Raw genomic sequence first — 19,622 nt, 5'->3', positions numbered from 1 at the left:
ATTCCACCTGACAAATGTCGAATAGAGGGATGCCGATCTCAGACGACAGTACCAAGAAGCCGGTGGCAGGAGGAATACGATTTAGGAAGTCTGATTCTAGAAGGAAAGGCAGGGCAGCGTGAACAATAAGTAAGTGAAGCGCCAGCACTTGTACACGACGGACGGCAATTCGTGGCAAGTGGACGAGGTGGAGGTGTTCGAGAATGTTCGGCGGGGACCTCCCGGTGCATAGCCAGCACCGTAACATCATTGCAGAAAACAGCGAGGCAACTTGCTGGACAATGCATGATGAATGGTTGAACTTCATCACGACTCTATGTGCTTAATGTGGTGAAGGGATATAAGGCGGCACAGCGTGCCGCATTTTACGAATAGAACGTCGGCTACAGGATAGGTCTGTCCTTACAGGAGTAGAGGGACAGCTAAGAAGGCTGCATAGATCGAGTCATGTCTTAGGTTCGAAAGCGAAGACATACTTTGTTCGCAGTAGGCGAAGCCATTATAAATTAACGTGATTATCATAATAGACAGTCTGTGGCCCAAGAGCGTTGATGTGATCGGATGTGCGCAAGACACACCCTCTGCGATGAGGCATGCGCATGGAATCAGCAGGTTTGGTTCTGTATGGCTCTTGAGCGAAACAATTGAATAGAAGTTGAATCGTGCATCGATGTCTTTAGCCATCAAGCCATACTGGAACGAAAGATCTGCACGGGTTCTCCGATCAGCCGCTGCTTGCAGCAGACGGAATCGGAGGCTATGAATATGTGTGGTATTGTTGGATATATCGGAACTCGTAATTCACAGGATGTGCTGCTTGAGGGCTTGAGCCGATTGGAGTATCGCGGCTATGATTCTGCAGGAATTGCCGTCATGACGAAGCAAGGACTGGAGATTCGCAAGGCGGAGGGACGATTGGAAAATCTAGCCGGACGCCTTGAGGGAGAGCCATTGACGGGAGAGGTTGGCATTGGCCATACCCGATGGGCGACTCACGGCAAGCCATCAGATGAGAACTCTCATCCGCACACCGATGTGACCATGAAATTCTCAGTCGTGCACAACGGAATCATTGAGAACTACTTGGAGCTTAAGGAGGAGTTGACAGCAGAAGGTGTCGAGTTCCGCTCGGAGACGGATACCGAGGTCATTTCCCACTTAATTGCTCGCGAGTATCAGGGGGATGTTGTGAAGGCGGTACAGCAGGCCATTCGACATTTGAGAGGGGCCTTCGCACTTGGCGTGCTCACGGAGTATGAGCCAGATCGCCTTGTTGCCGTCCGTTGCGCGAGTCCGCTTGTCATCGGAATTGGCGAGGGAGAGAATTTTATCGGTTCGGATATTCCGGCTATTTTACAATATACACGCCGCGTGTATATATTGAATGACAATGAGATGGCAGTTCTGACGAAGGACGCTGTCGATTTGATGACGATTGAGGGCAACAGTATTTCTCGGGAAATGATTGTTGTCGATTGGGATGCGTTGACTGCAGAAAAGGGCGGATATGACCACTTCATGCTGAAGGAAATCAACGAACAGCCCAAGGCATATCGCGACACGATGCGAGGCCGATTGCGCGAAGGGCTGTCTGGTGTCAAATTGACGGAGCTAAAAGTAATTACGCCTGAAGTGCTGCGCGAAATTCGCAATGTGCACATTGTAGCCTGTGGGACCGCTTATCATGCGGGTCTTGTCGGACGCAGCCTCATTGAGCATAATGTCAACATTCCAGTGGAGACGGATGTTGCTTCGGAGTATCGCTACCGGAAGCCGATTATCAAGCCGGATACGCTGGTGATCGTGGTAAGTCAATCTGGAGAGACAGCCGATACGCTGGCTGCGCTAAGGGAAGCGAAGCGCTGCGGAGCATCTGTGCTGGCGATTACCAATGTAGTCGGAAGCTCGGTTGCGCGCGAGGCGGATGACACCATTGTCACATGGGCAGGACCCGAGATTGCAGTTGCTTCGACGAAGGCTTACACGTCCCAGCTTATTGCATTCATGCTGTTTAGCTTGTATTGGGCTGAGCAGGTGGAGTCTCTAAGCCAAGAGGAGATTCGCCATCAGCTCGCTGCGATTGAGGCGCTTCCCGAGCAAGTGGAGCTTATTCTGTCGCAGGAGGATCAGCTGAAGCGGGTAGCAGAGGATATGGCGAAGCATAACAGCTTGTTCTTCATTGGCCGCGGTGTTGATTATGCAGTGTCGCTAGAAGGTTCATTGAAGCTGAAGGAGATCTCCTATATCCATTCTGAGGCTTACCCTGCAGGGGAGCTGAAGCATGGGACGCTGGCTTTGATCGAGGAGGGCGTACCTGTCATCGCACTTGTGACCCAGCCGGCGCTGATCGAGAAGATGATCAGCAATATGCAGGAAGTCACCGCCCGCGGCGGACGGATCTTCGCGATCGTGGATCAAGCGCACAAGGAGCAGGTAGCAAAGACAGCAGATGAGGTCTTTGTACTGCCAACAACGCTTGCGCATCTAAGCCCAGCGCTGTCCGTTGTGCCAACGCAGCTGATAGCGTATTACGCTTCTCTTGCACTGGGGCATGACGTCGATAAGCCAAGAAATTTGGCGAAGAGTGTAACGGTAGAGTAAGAATATGCTTAATCAACGATAATTGTCAGAAGAAAATAAAGTGTTAGACTGAAAAATAAAGTATTAGACTAGGAAAATAAAGTTGTAGACTGAGAAAATAAAGTATTAGACTGACGTCGGCGTTAAGCTAACGGGACACGTTAGTTGAATAAAAGAGAAGTTCTATGTAGAACCACTCCAATACAAGAGTGGTTCTTTATCTATATTTTAATGTAAATCTTATGGTCAAAGACAATGTTGTGCTTAGATACGTTACGGTGAACCGTATCACAAATAGTGGTAAAGCAGAGATTCGAGTTGAGGGTGGAAGGGGCGATGCTCGAACTGCGAACAAGAGAGTAAATGTTCAACACATGTGAGAGCGTGGAATGGATGTCACGGGTAGAGAAGTGAATATTATAGGTAAGGGATTTTGTGGTCTGCGGGTTAGAAAGCAGTGGCTTTGAAATCCCTTTTTATTACCTGCGGGAACATTTCCATGTTGTTGAAAAATCGGCGGACAGAGCGGAATAGATATTTTTTGAGATTTTCAGGATGAAAAGACAGGTTGGACGACGGTTATATTAATCATATTAAACAACTTGTACTGTTTGAGTATGAACGGGAACTTTCGAAAGTGGACTAATTTACATTTTTTTCAGTCGTGATACAATTTGTGCATATGCAGTGCTTCAATTTAACTATTGATAGATTGAATTTCTACCTAATTGGTTAGATTGCGCTAGAGATAGACCGGAGTTAAAAGGTCATGTCCAGTGCGGATATGGCTTTTTTATATCGATTGAAGACTGCAAAAAAGATATTAAGGAGGTTCTTGATGTGGGTAATTTTCTAACAAGGGATGCTCATTTAAAGGGAAGAGCAAAGCGAATTAATTTAGCATATTTTGGGGGGACAAAGGGAGGTAAGACTACTGGAATTGCTGCTCTGACGAACATTCCAGATATAATAATTGATTTGGCTTCCGGAGACGATGGTAGAACAAAGACTACTGTACAATATCATATTGTACCAAGTGAACAATTATCGGATATTTTGGTTGAAGATATAGAGTTCTTTGAGCAAAATATTATTGGGTCTGTAGTTGGAGATATACAAAAGTACAATGAGCAACTAAAAAAAGACCCTGTTCTTAAGAGGATTCTCGGATTGGAACCACTTAATGAAGGTGATGATGTCAGAAAATATGTTTCAGGACATATGAAACAGTTTAAAGGTACCACTCCTTCTATTGAAACATTAAAATCACTAATGTGCTCAGAAAATATAGATCGATACATAAGAAGAATAACATTAGCCGTTCCAGCACATTCGGATGTTGCAGATTATATTATAAAGAATAAAGTAGATTTGTTTATCAGAGATACAAGAGGATTGCTAGATATCGCATTGGATTCAACTAACGCTAAGGAACAGAGTCCACGAACCTTGAGGGAGCTAGGACTTGAAGGTCTGGATGGAATTGTATTTTTTTGCTCGGAATCATATCCAAATATAATTCAGGAATTATATCATGATACATTCAAGAGTGTATTTCAATCAGTTCCAGTGTTTTTAATTGCAAGAGATAATATGATGTTCAAAATTTTTAATATGAACAGTCAGCCAACTAATTACAAAAATGTTGAAAGTTTAATTGATAATATCCAGCAAGGAAAAAATAATTTTTACTCTGATATAGAGGAACAGTATTTCCTAAATACATTTGCACTAATGGAAAAATTCGATATAACTTCTTTTGATTCATCAGTTGGAAGTTATAAATTTAGAGATACATTTTTTAATCAGCAGAAGGTTGAATTTTTATTGCCATCTTGTGCGTCACTGAAAAGCTTATCTGTAATGAAACTGCATTCTAGCATGTCTAACGGAGACATTGCCACTCAGCCGGATTTTGTATTCTATCAAACTATAGCAGTTGTGTCATGTATAAAAATGCTGAAAATGATTTGTCATTTACAAGAAGGCATGAGCTCGATACTTAAATCAGGTTTGGCATCTGATTGTTTATGGAATGTATGTCTTGAGCCTGATAATATGAATTCACTTGAAATGGATTTCTCTAAATACGATAATTACCATACATCGTATGATGCTACTTCTTACGTAAAGCCACAATTTACAACTATATCAAAGGAAAGGATCGAACAGGACATAGCTGATTCAATGGTTGAGCTTCTTGGATCACGCGGTGGAATTACAACAACGAGCAATGGGAAATTACGTTATCCTACTACGGCAGTGACAGCGGTTACTTCAAGACAATGGATCTCAAAGTTGATATCTAAAATTAAAATCGAAAGAGACCTCAGGAATCCAACTACCAATGAAGAATTGTTTCCGGACTTGCATGGAAATATGAGGGCACAAGAAACTCTATTGCAAAAAGCATTGTATTGCATCTTATACAAAAGATATACTGATGTGAATGCAACTATTCAGTACTATTTATTGGTAGATAGATATAAAGTGGTAGATGGTATTCTAAGAAGACGCAATATTAGCAACATTTCTTATACATCATTTGTTGAGGTAATTAGAAATATCATTGAAGAGTTTTGTAATGATTTAAGGACTTCGTATGATATTTCAGAAGTATATAGAAATTCAAATGACTAATTGAAAAGATGAATAGTACAAAACAATTAAAAAAAACTTTTGGACTGTCAATATTTGTGGCTTTATAAATTCTTTGTAGTCAAAAACTAGCCGTTTCACCTAGCGCGGCGAACCGTACCACAAATAGCGGTAAAGTTATAAAATGAATTATGTGTTGAAAAAGAAATAATTGAATCAGTTCTATGTGCAGAGTGATAAGAGCAGAGAAGCCACAAGAGTAGCTTCTTTGCTCTTTATCTAAACCCAAGACTTATTATAAGTGCAAAAAAATATATGTTTTTGAACCGAAATCATCATCTAGAATAAATCTGTTTAGACGAAGAACTTTCTCAGTTAATTTTACTAGAGTTTTTGATGTATTATGAGTTTGGCGTAGAGGAATGTGTAAAAAAATGTAGAATATACTAGGTAAAAATGCTTACATGGAGATATATATGATTGAACAAATCCTACCTGAATACTATCAGTATGCAATAGATCTAGGATATAGCGTAGCTACCGAAGAACTATCCTTTGAACTTGAAGATGGTGAGAAGCTAGATGTGACAAGACTATTTATGAATACTTCACCTCCGTCTCCTATTGGTTTAAGATCAGACATACTGAAAGTTGAACCTTATTGGAATTCTTTCTGGGGATATATTCGTACAAGTTCGTGGGCATTTGATGGGGAAAGATCAGATCTACATGATTTAATATCTAGTATTGTTGCAATTACACTGAGAGCAACCAATAATATATCCACGTCACTATTAACACAAGAACACCCGCTAACGCACTTATATGGAATTGATATGTCGAATGAGATTCACTCAAGATTAATCTCGTTTGAACGACATAATTTAATGAACTTTCAGTTATCTGAGGAAACGGAGTTTATTACAGGGAGAATTATTCATTCCTCATTCTTATCTGCTTTTATAATGGATACTGTTTTATCATATACAGAGCCTCATATCCCTGATTTTAAGTCTTATCATGAGAAAGCTAAAAAGATAGCTACATATCTTGATGGAGAATACAATCATGAAAAGCATAACTTTATGGCTAGAAACAAGCCATTTTGGGCGTGGTTTAGAAGTTTTGAATCGAAAATAAGTGTATTTGAATTGGGTTCCAAAGTACTTGATAAACTCAAGCATTTATTCTCTAAGAGTTATATTCCAACAAACCTTGAAGGTGTAACTAAAAAGATAATAATTACTGATAAACTAGGTAACGCTGTTAATCGTAAAAGGTATGATAAAGGTCTAGAGCTATTAGAGTTTTTAGAATCAAATTATGAGCAGGTTAAAATAGTACCGATAGAAGACAGGTTTTTTATTTTAGGTAGGGAACATTTAATTAGTATTGACGATGATTGCGGAGAGAAGTCTTTTAAAGATGAGGTTAAAGCAGTAAGAAATAGGAATGATATGGAACGTTCTGTGTTGTTTCCAGTAACCCAATTTGTTTGGCAAGAAAAAATAAATGGCGAAAGATTTGAAAAGCTAATTAGAGATATCTTTGTAGTGGACCCAAGTGTACGCTGGATTAAGAGAGTAGGTAGTGGCACACAAGGTGATGGTGGTAAGGATTTGGAGATGGAAATGGTATTTAAAAAGCAAATACTCATTGATTCAAACGAACCGCCATATGAAATAAAAAAAATTCTTGTACAGTGCAAAGCATATCAAAGTAATGTAAATAAGAGTAATGTACAAGATATTAGAGATACAATTGATATGCATGGGGCAGATGGTTACCACTTAGTCGTTTCAAGTCAAATAACTAGACAACTTCACGAATATTTAAGAAATCTGCGTGATAGGGGTATGTTAATAGATTGGTGGAATAGGGAGGACATTGAAGATAGACTAAGAATGCATCCTGAGATTGTAGGTCGATATCCAGACATAGTTCAGTAAATATAAATTGTTTTCTGATCCAATAAAAAGAAGGTGAGGATGAAGTGGTGCAGCTTACTTTGTCAGAATTTATTTCAGAATCTAAGCAAGTATTAGACAAACAAAGAGAAGAACTTGAAAGAGAGCTTAAGGATAAAATTCTAGGTTTTGTAGAAGAAAACATATTATCAAAGATAAATATCTCTAACCCCTTGTTACAGGGGCGGGTCAAGGGGACTTCAAGTTTATCAGAAAAAATAATAAGAAAACGATATGCAGATAGATATAAAAATAATCCCCCCAAATTTGTTTCTGAACTTCCTGACTTAATTGGTCTTAGAATTGTGGACTGTCAACAGTGAATCAGACAACTTTTTTAAGGGCCTCTGCTTTGTACTGAACTGGCGTCATGTAGCCTAGTGTGCCATGAACACGATGTTTATTAAACCCGTTTACATAATCATATAATTCTAGTTTTAGATGATGAAGACTCTGGAAATTCATCTGATTGACGAATTCTGTTTTCATCACTTTGTAAGTAGCTTCAGCAACGGCGTTGTCATAAGGACAGCCTTTCATGCTCAGGGAGCGACCAATGTTGAACGCTTCTAATAGATCGTCCATGGTCTGATTCTTAAACTCGCTTCCACGATCCGTATGAAACCACTGAATGTCGCTTAAATCGCCTTCTACCGTGGCAAAGGCACGGGAAATCAGAGCAGCATCCTTGTGTGGACCTGCACTGTGGCCAATAATTTCTCGGTTAAATAAATCGATCAGCACGCAAATGTATTGTATTGCCACTTGTGCTGGACCTTGACATAAGTGAGATCGCTGACTACGAAGCGTTTAGCTTCAGTTTGATCGAACTCACGTTTTAACTCATTCGCCGTTATCGCTTCGTTATAAGCAGTCTTGTGCGGCTTATACTGCGCTATTGTGTACGTGGACACCAGACCCTGCTCTTTCATAATCCGTCCGATTCGACGTCTTGAAACCGTATAGCCTTGTTCCTGAAGTTTGACCTTCAATTTGCGCGTTCCATACGCTTTTCGGTTGGCATTAAAGATCTCTACGATAGCCGTCGTTATTTCGTCATCGTTGTCTTTTGCTTTCGTTTCATAGTAGAAGGTACTTCTGGAGATTTGCAGGACTTCGCACAATGCTGATACCGAGTATTTATCACTGTTCTGCTTAATGATCTTTACTTTCGTCCCATGATCAGCGCGGCTTGCTTTAAAATGTCATTTTCCATTTCAAGCCGCTGAACTCGCTTACGAAGAGCGATGAGTTCATTCTCTTCAGCTGTTCGGTTATCTTTTTCAGAAAACGAACCTGACGTTTGCGATTGCTTAATCCAGCGATCGAGGGCAGATGGACTAAGTTCATACTCTCTGGCAATCGTTGCCCTTGGCTTTCCATTTTCATATAACTGGACCATTTGTCTTTTGAATTCTGCTGTAAATGTACGTCTTTGTTTTGGCATAGTAGATCCGCTCCTAGTATTATTCTCTTCATTCTACTAGCCCTTATTTTTATTGTCCAACTAAGTGTAGCCGATTCACTTGTCTCTCTATTTCAATTCAAAAGCATAGTCAAAAAACGATTTGAAATTGGGATACAAAAATTTCATCGACGCTTTCAGTTGATCGCTCCCTGTCTTTTCTTCATCAAAATCAAATAATATTTCATGTTCAATCTCATAGATTGCATGGTGCTCCTCATCCGGGCCAGTAAGATCCATGCATAATATGTGACCATACTCGGAGTCCCAGGCGAATGGAAGGTAACCCCACTTGCACAGGATTGGATTATACATATCTTGAATTTTGCGTAACGGCTTATCGACCGGTTGTGCTGGCACAATGTCGAAATAGTGATGATAGGTTGAAATGAATGCTTGATACCATTCCGGAAAGTCCAGCCCGAATTCTTTTTCCAGCGCACAAATGTCGTCATCAGTTACGGTAGAAGGAACTAATCTCCATATCGACCACTCCTCCTCAGAGTCGGTTGCCTTCATTTCACCCGGAACGTCTGGTCCCATCCATCTGCAAAATCCATCCTCCGTAATTTGATCATATCGTCGATAATAAGCTTCAAATCCTTTTTTTATATAGTCCCGTTTATCCAATACATAGCCTCCTTCACTAAAAAAATCGCGAATGTAATTATGACCTTGATCTTGGCGTGAATGTTTAATAATTCACCCTTTAATTTCAAAGTATAACGGAATGGCTATTTATTTATAGTCTGAATTTCGTTCAACTAACGGATAAACCATTGAGACAGTCTATTACTTTAGTATCCAGTTTGTGTCCATGAACTGCTTTATTCTGATATTGAGTCTAAAACTAATTTTTAAATCATGAGTCTGTCTAAATCTTATTTCTCGGAGGGTGATGATTTTTATATTCAAAAATCTTGTAGAATCAACAAGTCCAGTCTACTACTTTATTTTCTTTGTTCACCAAGATGTATCATCACTTGGTCGTTATACTTGAATGGTAAGGATACATTTTTAATTTCAGAGGAACTTAGCCTTGGACATCCTAAACACCCTGAGACACAGGAACCAATAATAATGACGACTGACTTAATTGTGACCACAGAAAGAAATGATCCAATACTTCATGCCAAGTTGAAGAAGACTTTGGATTAAGGTTCGGAATGGTATTCTCATTGTACAAGCATCTATTAATTCGAAAATGTATTCAGCTAGATTTGAAAGAAGCTATTGATATCAGAAAGATTGTTTCTATTCTTGCTGTTGTTCGAGACTACTCAAGTAAGAAGGATGCGATGTGATTTATATCAATCATGTACACCAGCACATAAATATTGAGAAAAATAATTGATTTCGTGTTGCAGAGCTTAATTCACCGTATGCATATATCGAAGATTATCTGGACGGTGATACTTCTATGATAAAAGAAGTTGAGGTATCTGTTCTAGATACTGAAATTATGGCTCGGCGAATAGGAGTCACCGTTATAAACGTTGGCGCAACATGAATGAAAAAAGTGGCATGAATCCTTCCTCTACTCCAAGTACAAATTGGTAAACTTCGATTTACGACCTGAATGTCGACAAGCGTGGAATTCCTCGATTGATGGCAAACCATTCCCAACGTTTCTTCTTTATTCGCTCTTTTTAGGCGAAATATTTACACCTTATGTTGATAAGACCTAATTTAACTAAAGCTTTACTATACATTCTGGGAAATTTTGATATAATCCTAATTGGCTCATCTTTCCTATTATGCTAGAACATACAATTCAAGGTTTTTTATACCTACTTAAGCTGTGTGCTGGATACTAGTCCATTGGCTACCCAGTAAGCCGGCATGCGGGGACCGACAATTGTGGAAAATGACAGCCGAGAAAATGTTGCTCCATGACGTCAGAAGGTTCAGAAGGTTCAGTAAGGATGAAGCCAATCATATCCCAATTCCGATGGAGGATGAAGCGCATGAGCATTTTTGAAAAGCTGGAGTCCAACGTAAGATCTTACTGCAGAAGCTTTCCGGTGGTATTCGACCGGGCCAAGGGAGACCTGTTATATTCTGAGGACGGAAGAGCATATATTGATTTTTTTGCAGGTGCCGGGGCACTGAATTACGGTCATAACAACGATTATGTCAAGGACCAGGTTCTCGATTACTTGACCTCCGACCGGATTATGCACGGTCTGGATATGTATACAATGGCCAAGCGTGAGTTCATCCAGAGCTTCTCGGAGCGGATCCTGGAGCCGAAGAAGCTGAATTACAAGCTTCAATTCTGCGGTCCTACGGGAACGAACGCGGTGGAAGCGGCCCTGAAGCTCGCACGCAAGGCGAAGAAGAGAACGGGGATATTCGCATTCATGGGCGGCTTCCACGGCATGTCGCTCGGCAGCCTGTCGGTGACAAGCTCCAAGTCCATGAGGGAAGGGGCGGGGCTTCCTCTGGGCGAAGTTACGTTCATGCCGCACCCGAGTGGGGCTTTCGCAGAAATGGATACGCTCGGCTATATCGAAAATATCCTGATTGATTCGCACTCGGGAATCGACAAGCCGGCCGCCATCCTGCTTGAAACGGTACAAGCCGAAGGCGGAATTCACGTCGTCGACGAGCAGTGGCTGCGAGGGCTGCAGCAGCTTTGCCGCAGGCACGATATCCTGCTCATTACCGACGAGATTCAAGTCGGCTGCGGCCGGACAGGCGAATTCTTCTCCTTCGAACGTGCGGGAATCGAGCCGGATCTCATTACCCTGTCCAAGTCGATCAGCGGGTACGGCCTGCCAATGTCCCTCCTGCTGCTGAAGCCTGAACTGGATCTCTGGACGCCGGGCGAGCACAACGGCACCTTCCGCGGCAACCAGCTCGCTTTTGTGGCCGCCAAGGCCGCGCTCGAGTTCCGGGACAGAGTCGCCCTGGAAGCCGAAGTGAAGCAGAAGGAAGCGTTTATACGCTCGTTCCTTAACAAAGAAATCAAGCCTCTGCACCCGTCCATTGCCATCCGCGGGCTTGGCCTGATCTGGGGCATTGACGTCTCGGGCTTCACGGATGAAGCCGGGGCAAAGCGGATGACGGAGATCAGCTTCGAGAACGGGCTTATCATTGAAAGAGCCGGCAGAGGAGACTGCGTGCTGAAGATCATGCCTCCGCTGACCGTCTCGATGGAGCATCTGGCCGCTGGCTGCGACATTATCAAGTCCAGTATACAGCAGGTGATCTCTAAGGAGACTCAGGATTTGCTGGTAACGACCTAAGCTTGGACAAGCCGGTGACCGCCCCGGCAATAGGCACGGATGTGCCCTCTGGGGGCTGCGTGTCCCTGATGTTATTATTTACCCCATTGGAAGATTTTCTCCCCATGCTGCCTGCGGTGCCTTCAAGTCAGCATGAAATTCACCGCTAATCCAAGGCTGTCCCGTTCATACCATACGGAGCATTCTTTGAGCCTCATGCAGCGCCATCGTCATATCTAATCGTCAGGAAAAGATCACTACCCCGCAGCTAGATCTTTATTTATCCATACCAGGGCTGCGGGGGAATACAAAATTCGTACATATAGTGTATCCATACCCCTTAAACATAGGCTTCGACAAAGGCAGCTCCGGTGCCGAATCCGGAGGTACGGCCGACTTCCTGCTGGCCGTCCAGAACCCTACAGCAAGCTTTACATCGATGGGAGGAACATCCCTTGTCCATCCCCAAATCCATTTCCGAACCCAATATTAAACCAAAGACCGTCTTCGAGCGGTTCGTCCGCAGCAAGCATATGAAGCAGAGGAGCCGGAGGTAGCCGCATCTCTTGCGTAGAGCGTTGCTCTTTGTTGTCTTTCACGCATGGGAGCAGAGTGGGACAGCTGCTAGACAGAGGATTGCCGCATCCGTTCAACTGAGCAACCGAAGCGGTGACCTGGCGAAAGCCATTGATATTGTTTTCACATATTTGAAAAAGGCGGGGAGCAAGGCTGTAGCGTTGCTGCGCCATATGCTTCGCCGGATTGCTTTTACCGATGCAGAGAAGGGAACGATCCAGGTGGCTTTTGAAAAAGAAACGTTGTATTGGAACGAAAAATTCGGTAGCGACGATTATACCTTGACGCGGCTGCCTTACAGCAAGGCTCCGAGCTCCCAGGCGCCCATTATGAGTACCGTCGGCGGTTCTCTTTCGGAGAAAGCGGCGCAGCGCGTCCTTCAAATGAGCAAGGGCGCTCCACTGGCCGCTTTTATGATTCTGCTCGCCGGTGTTCAGTCACTCTTGCATAAATATACAGGTGCTTCTGACATTCTGGTCGGCATGCCGATTGTACGGAACAAGGCGGAGTCGCGCCGATCCGTTAATCATACGGTCATTTTGAAAAGCTTGCTTTCAGCGGGTGCGACATTTAAAACGCTTCTGAGCGAGCTGAGGACTTCCTTGCCGGAAGCGATTCAGCATCAACATATTCCGTTCTTGAAAATGACGGAGAAGCTGGACCTGCAAGTTGCGGACGGGATACCCGTCATCCATACGCTAGTATCCCTTAAAGAGCTCCATCTGCACGAAATTGGGCAAAACGTGGTCACGGATTGTTCCTTTGCATTCAGCTTAACCGGCGGAACGATACAGCTAGAGCTGTCATATAACGAGCATTTATATGACTCCGAGTTCATGACTCGGGTCGTCGGCCATCTGAATCGCCTGCTGGCCGTGGGGCTTCACGAGTTGGAGCTGGACATCGTGCAGGCGGACATGCTGTCGGAGGACGAGAAATTTCAATTGCTGCAAAGCTTTAACGATACCGAGATGGACTATCCCCGTGATCAGACGATTCATCAGCTCGTGGAGGAGCAGGCGAAGCGGGTGCCCGAAGCGACGGCGGTTGTCTTTGAGGGGAGGCGGCTTTCGTACGCGGAGCTGAACGAACGGGCGAACCGGCTGGCGCGGACGCTGCGATCAGTCGGCGTGCAGCCCAATCAGCTCGTAGGCTTGATGACCAGGAGATCGCTGGAGACGGTCGTTGGCATTCTAGCGGTTCTGAAAGCTGGCGGTGCCTATGTGCCAATCGACCCCGAATACCCGAAAGAACGCATCCGCTACATTCTGGAGAACTCGAACGCGCAGCTGCTGTTGACTCAAAGGGAGCTCCAGCAGCAGGTGCCGTTCCAAGGGACCGTGTTGGCGCTGGATGACGAGCAGGCCTACAGCGCCGATGGCTCGAACCTGGAGCCGGCCAGTGGTCCGAATGACCTGGCTTATGTCATCTATACATCAGGTACGACGGGCAAACCCAAAGGGGTCATGCTGGAGCATCGCGGTTTGGTCAGCTTGAAACTGATGTTCGCGGACAGACTGGGCATCACGGAGCATGACCGGATCGTTCAATTCGCTAGCCTGTCATTCGACGCATCCTGCTGGGAAATGTTCAAAGCGCTCTATTTTGGCGCGGCTTTGTACATTCCGACGGCTGAGACGATTCTCGATACCCGCCTGTTCGAGCGTTATATGAACGAGCATGCGATAACGGCGGCGATCTTGCCTCCGACGTACAGCGCATATTTGGACCCGGATCGCCTCCCCAGCTTAACGAAGCTCGTAACGGGAGGTTCGGCGGTATCGGCCGAATTCGTTCAGCAATGGAAAGCGAAGGTTCGCTATTTCAATGCTTACGGTCCTACTGAGGCTTCGATTGTTACAACGCTTTGGGATGCAGACGAGGAGCAGACGGAGCGCAGAGTCATTCCGATCGGGCGCCCGTTGGCCAATCACCGAATTTTTATTTTGGATGCCCACCTGCAGCTTGTGCCTCCGGGAGTGGACGGCGAGCTGTGCGTAGCAGGTGTGGGACTTGCGAGAGGTTACCTGAACCAACCGGAGCTGACGGCAGAGAAGTTCGTGGAGCATCCGTTTGCGCCGGGAGAACGCCTTTACCGTACGGGAGATCTGGCCCGCTGGCTGCCGGACGGAAATATCGAGTATTTGGGCCGGATCGACCATCAGGTCAAAATTCGTGGCTTCCGGATCGAGATCGGCGAGATCGAAGAGCAGCTTCTGAAGATCGACGCCGTGCAGGAGACGATCGTAATCGCGCGGGAAGGCAAGAGTGGGCAAGAACTGTGCGCTTACCTGGTCGCAGGCCGCCCGCTTACGCTCGGCGAGCTGAGAAGCGCGCTGGCGCAAAAATTGCCGAATTATATGATTCCGGCGCATTTTGTTCAGCTTCCGCGAATGCCACTTACGCCGAACGACAAAATCGACCGCAAGGCTTTGCCCGCCCCGGAAGGAAACGCGCTGAGCAGCGGCGCATACGTAGCTCCCCGCAATGAAGCCGAGCGGACGCTTGCCGATGTGTGGCAGGCGGTATTGAACGCCGATCGCGTTGGGGTAACGGATCATTTCTTTGAGCTAGGCGGAGACTCGATCAAGTCCATTCAAGTATCTTCAAGGCTTCATCAAGCCGGGTACAAGCTGGAAATCCGGGATTTGTTCAAATATCCGACGATCTCACAGCTCAGCCTGCATGTGAAACCGATCGGACGTACCATTGATCAAGGCGAAATATCGGGTGAAGCGGCGCTGACACCAATTCAGCATTGGTTTTTCGAGAGCTCCTTTGCAGACCCGCATCATTTTAACCAATCGGTAATGCTGTACCGGAAGGAACGCTTCAACGAAGAGACGGTGCGTCAGGTGCTGCAAAAGCTGACCGAGCATCATGACGCCTTGCGGATGGTGTTCCGCAAGACGGAACAAGGGTTTAGCGCGCTGAATCGCGCGATTCAGGGAGGCGGGCTGCTGTTCACGCTGGACGTGTTCGACTTCAAGGGTGCGGAGCATACCGCGCAGGCTGTGGAAGCGAAGGCAACGGACATTCAAGCGGGCATCGATCTGGAGAACGGGCCCCTCGTGAAGGCGGGACTGTTCCGGTGCGCGGACGGCGATCATTTGCTGCTCGCGGTTCATCATGCAGTGGTGGACGGCGTGTCTTGGCGCATTTTGATGGAGGATTTCGCTTCGGGTTACGAGCAGGCCGGCAAAAGCGACGATATTCGTTTCCCGGCGAAAACGGATGCGTACCGCACTTGGTCCGAGCAGTTGGCCGCTTACGCGCAAAGCCCGGAGATGTCGAAGGAACGCACCTACTGGCAGAGCGTGGAACAAATTGTGGTTCCGACATTGCCAAAGGATCTGGAGGCGGACGTTACGACGCAGCAGGACAGCGAATCGCTGTTCGTCCGCTTGACTCCCGAAGAAACGGAGCTGCTGCTGAAGCGGGTTCACCGGGCCTACAACACCGAGATGAACGATATTTTGGTAACGGCGCTCGGCATAGCCCTTCGCAAGTGGACGGGACACGAACGGGTGCGGATCAATCTCGAAGGACACGGACGCGAATCGATCGGAACGGATATCGACATCACGCGCACCGTTGGCTGGTTTACGACTAAGTTTCCGGTCGTCTTGGAGCAGGAAACCGACCGGGATATGGCCTATCAGATTAAACAAGTCAAAGAAAGCTTGCGCTGCATTCCGAACAAGGGGCTTGGGTACGGCATATGCCGCTATCTCTCCAAATTGGAGGACGGCTTTGTCTGGGGCGCAGAGCCGGAAATTAATTTTAACTACCTCGGCCAATTCGACGACGATGTCAACCAGGATGAGATGGGCATATCTCCTTATTCCAGCGGCAGCCCGACCAGCGACCGGCAGGCCCGCAGCTTTGTGCTGGATATCAACGGCATGGTGCTGGACGGTGCTCTATCGCTCGATCTCAGCTACAGCCGCAAGCAGTATCGCAAGGAAACGATGGAAAGCTTCGCTCATCAGCTTGAGCAAAGTCTCCGAGAGCTCATTATCCACTGCGCAGGCAAAGAGAACACCGAATTGACGCCGAGCGACGTGCAATTTAAAGGCTTGACCATCGCGGAATTGGAGCAAATCGGCCAGCGCTTGGGCCATGTCGGGGAAATCGAAAATATTTACTCGCTTACGCCGATGCAGAAGGGCATGTGGTTCCACAGCGCGCTTGACCGGCAAACGGCCGCTTATTTCGAACAGACGCGCTTTACGATGCAAGGAGCGCTCGACGTTCAGCTTTTTGAGAGGAGCTGGATGGAGCTTGCGAAACGTCATCTGGTGCTGCGGGCGAATTTTGTGAAAGGACCAGCGGGCGAACCGCTGCAAATCATTTACCGCGACAAGCCGGTCGGCTTTGAATATGAAGAGCTGCTTTATTTGGATGCGGACGAGAAACAAGCGTATTTGGATAAAAAGGCTGAGCATGACAAGCTTCGCGGCTTCGACATGGAACATGACGCGCTCGTTCGATTTACGATTCTGCGTACCGAAGAGCAAAGTTATCATGTGCTGTGGAGTTTCCAGCATATTTTGATGGATGGCTGGTGCCTGGCTCAGCTGACGCAGGAGCTGTTCGAGATATACTCGGCTTTGACCTCCGGGAAGCAACCAGTAGGAGATAAGGGGTCGGATTATGGCGCTTATATCGAATGGTTGGAGAATCAGGATGATCAGGCGGCATCCGGCTATTGGACGGCATTTCTGGCAGGGTATGAAGGGCAAATCGTACTCCCAGGGCAAAAGGAACCGGCGCCGAACGGCAGATTTACGGCTGATTACGTCACCGCGGAGCTGGGCAAGGACTTGAGTAAGCGGATGGACCGGATGGCGAAAGAACGTCTGGTTACGGTCAATACGCTGCTGCAAGCCGCTTGGGGTGTGCTGCTGCAAAAATATAACGGAACAAGCGATGCTGTATTCGGCAGCGTCGTGGCCGGAAGACCGGCGGAAATCCCGGGCATTGAGTCTATGATCGGACTGTTCATCAATACGGTTCCGGTCCGCGTTACAAGCGCAGCGGATACCCTGTTCGCCGACCTAATGGGGAAGCTCCAAGAGCAGGCGCTGGAATCCGGGCAGTATGCTTACTATCCCCTGTATGAAATTCAAGCCCGCAGCGTACAAAAGCAGAACCTGATCAACCATATCATCGCTTTCGAAAACTATCCGGTGGACGAGCAGATGGAGCAGGCCGACGACCAGCAGCATGGCGACCTGACGATCGCTGACGTTCAGATGGAGGAGCAGACGAACTATAACTTCAACGTGACCGTAGTGCCGGGAGCCGAGATCGAAATTCGGTTCGACTTTAACGCCGAAGTGTTCGATAAAGACAGCATCGAGCGGCTCAAGGGGCATCTCGTCCATCTGCTGGAGCAGGTGACGGATAACCCGGATATTGCGGTGGGCGAGCTGGAACTTGTGACTGAGGTGGAAAAGGCCGACCTTCTCGGACGTTTTAACAACACGACCACGAAATTCCCGCGCGGGAAGACGCTCATTCAATTGTTCGAAGAGCAAGCGGAGCGCATCCCGGATGCAGCCGCCATCTCGTTGAACGAGCAAGAGCTGACCTACCGCGAGCTGAACGAACGCGTCAACCGCCTTGCCCGTACCTTGCGTAGCCACGGGATATCCAAGGGCTGTCTGGTCGCCATTATGGCTGAGCGCTCCATCGAAATGGTGGTGGGCATGCTGGCGGCACACAAAGCTGGAGCGGCTTACGTACCGATTGATCCGGAATATCCCGAGGAGCGTATCCGTTTCTTGATCGAGGATTCGGGGGCCCAGGTCATGCTGACGCAGAGCCGCTTGCGCGAGCGTCTGGCGGGTTCGGACTCCGTGATCTTACTAGATGACGAGTCCTTCTATCACGAGGACGGCACCAATCTAAGCCCTGGCACTGAAGCGACAGATCTGGCCTGCATTATCTATACGTCAGGCACGACGGGCAAGCCGAAAGGCAACCTTGTTACGCACCGCAACATCGTGCGGATCGTGCGAAATACGAATTATATCGACATCACCGAGCGGGATCATGTCCTCCAGCTTTCCAGCTATTCGTTCGACGGAGCGATCTTTGATATTTTCGGCGCTTTGACCAATGGGGCGCGGCTCGTGCTGGTTCCTCGCGAGACTTTGCTGGAAATCGGCCGTCTGGCGGAGCTCATCCAGCGCGAACGCATCTCGGTCATGCTGATTACGACAGCTTTTTTCAACACACTTGTAGATGTGAACGTAGACTGCCTGCGGGATGTCCGAGCGATTTTGTTCGGGGGAGAGCGCGTGTCGGTCCGCCATGTGCATAAAGCGCTCGCCCATATCGGACCGGGCAGGCTCAACCATCTGTACGGCCCGTCGGAAAGCACGGTCTATACCACGTACCTTCCGGTCGACTTCGTCGAGGAGTCGGCGGCTACTGTACCCATTGGACGGCCGATCAGCAATACGATGGTGTATATCGTCGACAGCCGGAATAAGCTGCTGCCGATCGGCGTGGTCGGGGAGCTTTGCGTCGGCGGAGAAGGCTTGGTACGGGGCTACAATAACCGAGCGGAGTTGACGGCGGAGAAATTTGTAGACAATCCGTTTGTGCCGGGAGAGCGCATGTACCGGACGGGGGATTTGGCGAAATGGCTGCCGGACGGAACGATTGAATATGTGGGACGAACGGACGACCAAGTAAAAATCCGCGGCTTCCGCATTGAGCTGGGCGAGATTGAAGCTCAGCTTCAGAAAGTGGAGGGAATTCGGAAATCGACGGTATTTGCGCGGGAAAACGCCTCCGGCGAGAAGCAGCTTTGCGCCTATTATGAAGCGGACTGCGAGCTTTCGGCGACCGAGCTGAAGAACGTGCTTTCCCAGGAACTGCCGGCCTATATGATCCCGGCGTACCTGATTCAGTTGGAGCGGCTCCCGCTGACGACGAACGGCAAGGTCGACCGCCGATCTCTTCCGGCGCCAGAGGAGAGTTTGCAGCCGGGGGAAGGACGGACTCCGCCTCGGACTGCGCTGGAAGCCAGCTTGGCCGGAATTTGGAAGAGCGTGCTCGGACTAGTGCACATTGGGGTTCATGACAACTTCTTCGACCTGGGCGGCCATTCCCTGCGGGCGACGACACTGGTGAGCAAGGTGCATCAGGAGCTGAACGTCGAGCTGCCTCTGCGCGACGTATTCCGCTACT

General features: G+C 47.2%; 6 protein-coding genes and 2 pseudogenes. 6 read left to right on the top strand and 2 right to left on the bottom strand.

Features of this window, described 5'->3' with window-relative positions:
- The first annotated feature begins 765 nt into the window (after window positions 1–765).
- From glmS to B9Y93_RS22025, 4 genes are all read left to right on the top strand, one after another.
- A complete protein-coding gene (gene glmS, locus B9Y93_RS22040; RefSeq protein WP_085498334.1) occupies window positions 766–2,601 on the top strand; it encodes a glutamine--fructose-6-phosphate transaminase (isomerizing) in 1,836 nt (611 codons plus the stop codon).
- An 819-nt stretch (window positions 2,602–3,420) separates the two neighbouring features.
- Complete coding sequence (locus B9Y93_RS22035) at window positions 3,421–5,220, top strand: hypothetical protein (protein WP_085498332.1); 1,800 nt, start codon at window positions 3,421–3,423, stop codon at window positions 5,218–5,220.
- 434 nt (window positions 5,221–5,654) lie between these two features.
- On the top strand, window positions 5,655–7,127 hold the full coding sequence (locus B9Y93_RS22030) for a restriction endonuclease (protein WP_176229002.1): 1,473 nt from the start codon (window positions 5,655–5,657) through the stop codon (window positions 7,125–7,127).
- Between the two features lie 44 nt (window positions 7,128–7,171).
- Complete coding sequence (locus B9Y93_RS22025; protein WP_085498328.1) at window positions 7,172–7,468, top strand: nucleotidyltransferase family protein; 297 nt, start codon at window positions 7,172–7,174, stop codon at window positions 7,466–7,468.
- A gap of 1 nt (window position 7,469) precedes the next feature.
- Here the strand turns inward: B9Y93_RS22025 and B9Y93_RS22020 are convergent.
- A pseudogene (locus B9Y93_RS22020) lies at window positions 7,470–8,592 on the bottom strand (IS3 family transposase).
- An 87-nt stretch (window positions 8,593–8,679) separates the two neighbouring features.
- Window positions 8,680–9,240, bottom strand: coding sequence for an SMI1/KNR4 family protein (locus tag B9Y93_RS22015; RefSeq protein WP_085498326.1), 561 nt, complete (start codon window positions 9,238–9,240; stop codon window positions 8,680–8,682).
- Window positions 9,241–10,577: 1,337 nt separating this feature from the next.
- Here B9Y93_RS22015 and ectB point away from each other — a divergent pair.
- Window positions 10,578–11,861: a diaminobutyrate--2-oxoglutarate transaminase gene (ectB, locus tag B9Y93_RS22010; RefSeq protein ID WP_085498323.1), complete on the top strand. Its 1,284-nt coding sequence runs from the start codon at window positions 10,578–10,580 to the stop codon at window positions 11,859–11,861.
- A 728-nt stretch (window positions 11,862–12,589) separates the two neighbouring features.
- A pseudogene (locus B9Y93_RS25300) lies at window positions 12,590–19,585 on the top strand (amino acid adenylation domain-containing protein); the annotation flags it as partial.
- Window positions 19,586–19,622: the final 37 nt, after the last annotated feature.

Source organism: Paenibacillus aquistagni (assembly GCF_900177815.1).
GTDB lineage: Bacteria > Bacillota > Bacilli > Paenibacillales > Paenibacillaceae > Paenibacillus_B > Paenibacillus_B aquistagni.
This window is presented reverse-complemented; position numbering and strand designations above follow the sequence as displayed.